The sequence below is a fragment of the Candidatus Neomarinimicrobiota bacterium genome (assembly GCA_012964825.1).
Classification (GTDB): Bacteria; Fidelibacterota; Marinisomatia; order Marinisomatales; family S15-B10; genus UBA2125.
In genome coordinates, this window is sequence record DTTI01000014.1 from 1 (window position 1) to 3,779 (window position 3,779).

Sequence of the window (3,779 nt, forward strand, 5' to 3'; positions counted from 1 at the left end):
GACTTCTCACCTGTCGACCAAGCATGTCATAGATGACTATTCTGACGTTGCTGGACTGAGGCAGATCGTAGCGTATGGTCGTCACAGGATTAAACGGATTGGGGTAGTTTTGGTGGAGCGCATATTTGGTCGGAAAAAGATCATAATCCAGAATGGCATTTTTGATAAACTGCGGTAATCCTGCTAAAAGGGAAAAACTCTTAGGCATCTCTTTACCATTCACGGCAAAACTGAATTGACTCTGCCCTGAGACAGCAACCCTAGTTTGTTGACTATTCATAATATCCCTTCTTATTGGTGTTGTGTCCTCAAACGCAAATTCGCCTGATTTTGCATACCTAAAGACAATAATTTTTATCTAGACTTTCTCGGCTAGAAGTTTTCTGATCATTTCCTTCATCTTCTTGTATGATTCATCACCTTTTGTATACTGGCCACCAGAATGGATATGCCTAATGATGCCCTTTTTATCCAGGAGAAAAGTTACTGAAGTAAACCGGCGCTGTCCCCCTTTAAGCCACCAATCGTTGAGTGTACGCCATTCGTGATCTATGGCCACGGGAAAATCAAAACCTAAAGATTCTATGTTTAATGCCACCTTCTCTTTGTTGAGTGGCTCCCTGGACTTGTGATGATAGAACGCCACGACCTGTAATCCTTCCTCCTCAAATTCAACATGAAACTGATTGAGGGAACCCGATGATGCAATACAGAACGGACAATGAGGTCCCGTCCACCACCGGACCAGGACAACCTTACCACGGAGGTCCTTAAGCTTAAGTGGCCTTGAATTGTACCAGTCTGCAACTTTCCATTCACTGACTGCTTTGCCCAGTGGGAGAGAATCATCAAAATTTTGCGACAAAAGAGGAACCAAGAGACAGGTTCCAAAGATCAAGCTAAAGATTAGGAATGGATAGGTGAAGTGGTTCAATAAATAGGGCAACAATGTATGTGAGTTTTTATTTACCGTTGCCCCCGTCAATTTCCAGATTGATAATATTTGTCAGTTTTGGCTGCCATAATGAAATCACTCCGATGTAGCCCTCTGATTTTGTGCGTCCACCAAGTGACCGTCACTTTTCCCCACTCCGTCAACAAAGCGGGGTGATGATTTTCCTCTTCTGCTAATTCTCCCACTCTGTTGGTGAAAGCTATTGCCTCCACAAAATTGTTAAAGGAGTACACCCGCTCCAGTCTGTCGATCTCCTGTCGCTCCACAATATCCCAGTCTGGCACCTGTGGCTTGAATTCAGCAATCTCCTCTTTCGTGACCGTCGGGGCACCTTCCTGACAGGCAACACATTTCATTTTTGTTAACTTCTCCATATTCCACTCCATGTAATTAAATACCGATTGAATATTAATTTGATCATCGTTCTCCTTTAGTTATTAGGATATTTAAGCTAATAGTACTAAGAACACGAGTTTGCAAATACCATTCTATTCATTCACAGATCAACCTTTATCCCCAGAAACTTTCCGCCTGTCTTGAGCATCTGCCCCAGTAAACTTCGCTTTAGACCAAACGGCGCCAGCCACCACTTTTCAAACATTACCTTCCCAATATGCCAGGTTTTGCCCAACTCACGAAGTTCAACCTGCGGCGTCGGCTCAGCATAGAAGTTGCCAAAGGCAAACCCAGCCACGGATTTCCCGGCTTCCAGCATGCAGTAGCCGTCACCACTGAAAACAGCCTCCGAATCTTTCCCATTGATGTTCGCTACAATGCGCTGCACCACCACTTTCGCCTGAGCATGAGCAAACACACCTGCTTTGGGTAGCATCATGGGTATATCGGGCTTCCAGCGACCAGGAATGGGAAGAGAAGTAATGTCTCCGATTGCGTAGACATTATTGTGCTCTGTTTCGAGAGTTCCCTGATTCACCGGAATCCAACCGGCATCATTGGTTAGCCCTGCTTCTTTCACGACTGCAGGTGATTTATGCGGAGGTATGGCTACCAACAGATCATAGGCAACATGTTCCTTACCCTCAAAGGTCAGTTTTCCATTCTGTGCGTCAACAGATGTAAGCTGATGCAACGGATGACACGCAATCCCATTCGACACTAGCATCTCTGTTACAGCTTTCCCGAGCTCTGGTCCGGCCACCGGCATGGGTTGTGGCTCCGGCGTGTAGAAACAAACTTTCACCTTATCTTTCAATCCAAGTCGCCTGAAATAATCTGCAATCAGCATGGCCCCTTCATACGGTGCGCCGGGGCATTTGTATGGCATGGCACTGACAACAACGGCTACTGTCCCTTCGCGAAATGACTCTAGAGCCTGGCGTAACTTCTTCGCACCCTCAAAGCTGTAAAAGGTGTGTGCTGACTCCTTCAGTCCCACAACGGCATCGGGAAAAAGATCAGCGCCCAACGCAATTACAAGATGATCATAAGATAAACTTTCTCCGTCAACCTCAACGGTCTGATCCACTGCACTGATACCACTGATTTCCCCATGCTTCAGATCGACACCGGGCTGGAGCAAGTCTTGCACCGGCCGGGTTATCTGCCGGGGTTCCCGATCTCCAACCATCAGCCACAAGAATGATGGCGCAAAGGCGTGCTCACTGTTCTTTTCGATCAATACAATGCGGTTCTCACTCGGCAAAGCTTTCCTCAGTTCGTTGGCTGTAACGAGCCCACCTACCCCACCGCCTAATATTAAGATCGTATTACTCCCCATAGATTTATTCTCCTTATCGAAGCCTAGCGTATAATAAACATTGATAAAAAAGAGTTCCCAATGTTATCGGTTATTTTGAAAAAAATTCTGTTTTCTCTTTTGTACGGACCGTCTTCTTGTCACTTCTCAGATTGAGTTTACGAATTAGGTTGAAAAGCATAATGTCAAGCATCAGCCGCAACGGTTAGCTGTCGACTGAATGCGGTAGTTAGCTTCAAATGCACTTCGTCGTTCGCAATTTCTCGACATCCATCTATGACCAACTCAGCCCGCTGCATCGGATCATGGGTCCTAATATACAAATTCTCCTCCTGCCTCCAGTAGTTCTCGTACCAATATCTCTCTTCTTCACCATCCCGATCTACGGCTCTTATTAAAGCCATATCTCTCGGGACATCAGTAAAAATTTTCAGCTTGTAGAATTCCTGTAATTCATTTCTCAGACTAAAACATCCTTCAACAACCAGTACCTGAACCCTTGGTAAGCCCACTGGAGTCTTGCCTTCACGAAGCGGCACTAATACTTCTAACTTGAGGCGCCTCCAATCATAGTCCTCCCCCACGGAATCTCTCTCTGGGTCGAAACGCGATTCTCTGCACGCTTCTGTCCGTATCTTTTTCCAAAAGGATCTGTCCATAGATATAACGGTTACCTTCAAATTTGCATTCTCCAATACCTGAACCAGTTTCGTGAGAAATGTGGTTTTGCCGGAACCTGCAAGCCCATCAATTCCAATTAGGTACGGTTTATTTGTTGGTATATGGTTGGATACATGAGCTGCTAAGGTCTTTATGTTAAAAATACCAACATCCATATGTTTCATCCCGACCGTCCCCCCATCAGTTTCAAGGTTGGGATTGGGAAAGTGGCTGAGAAAACTGATGTGGAAACATAATGGGGAAACTACCTCTCTGGAGCCAACCTAAGGAGAGATAGCGGTAAAGTCAATCAGGAGGTCTATAAACAAAAAACCCCGCTAAGGTGCGGGGCTTTGTGCTTTATATTTTATTTGGACCAAGACCAAACAGCGTCGCCATTACTCATCTCAGGAGGACCTGAAAAGTATTGAGCCATTCCGCCCATTA

Annotated in this window: 5 protein-coding genes; all 5 read right to left on the minus strand. The window is 45.6% G+C overall.

Features of this window, described 5'->3' with window-relative positions; all coding sequences use genetic code 11:
• On the minus strand, nt 1-280 hold a 280-nt coding region (locus EYO21_00900), incomplete at its 3' end, for a T9SS type A sorting domain-containing protein (GenBank protein ID HIB02372.1).
• A gap of 78 nt (nt 281-358) precedes the next feature.
• A complete protein-coding gene (locus EYO21_00905; protein ID HIB02373.1) occupies nt 359-1,003 on the minus strand; it encodes a TlpA family protein disulfide reductase in 645 nt (214 codons plus the stop codon).
• Complete coding sequence (locus tag EYO21_00910; protein ID HIB02374.1) at nt 982-1,329, minus strand: 4a-hydroxytetrahydrobiopterin dehydratase; 348 nt, start codon at nt 1,327-1,329, stop codon at nt 982-984. The genes EYO21_00905 and EYO21_00910 overlap by 22 nt, the downstream gene beginning before the upstream one ends.
• Nucleotides 1,330-1,451: 122 nt before the next feature.
• Nucleotides 1,452-2,693, minus strand: coding sequence for an NAD(P)/FAD-dependent oxidoreductase (locus tag EYO21_00915; protein HIB02375.1), 1,242 nt, complete (start codon nt 2,691-2,693; stop codon nt 1,452-1,454).
• 164 nt (nt 2,694-2,857) lie between these two features.
• Nucleotides 2,858-3,517, minus strand: coding sequence for a hypothetical protein (locus tag EYO21_00920; GenBank protein HIB02376.1), 660 nt, complete (start codon nt 3,515-3,517; stop codon nt 2,858-2,860).
• Nucleotides 3,518-3,779 lie beyond the last annotated feature (262 nt).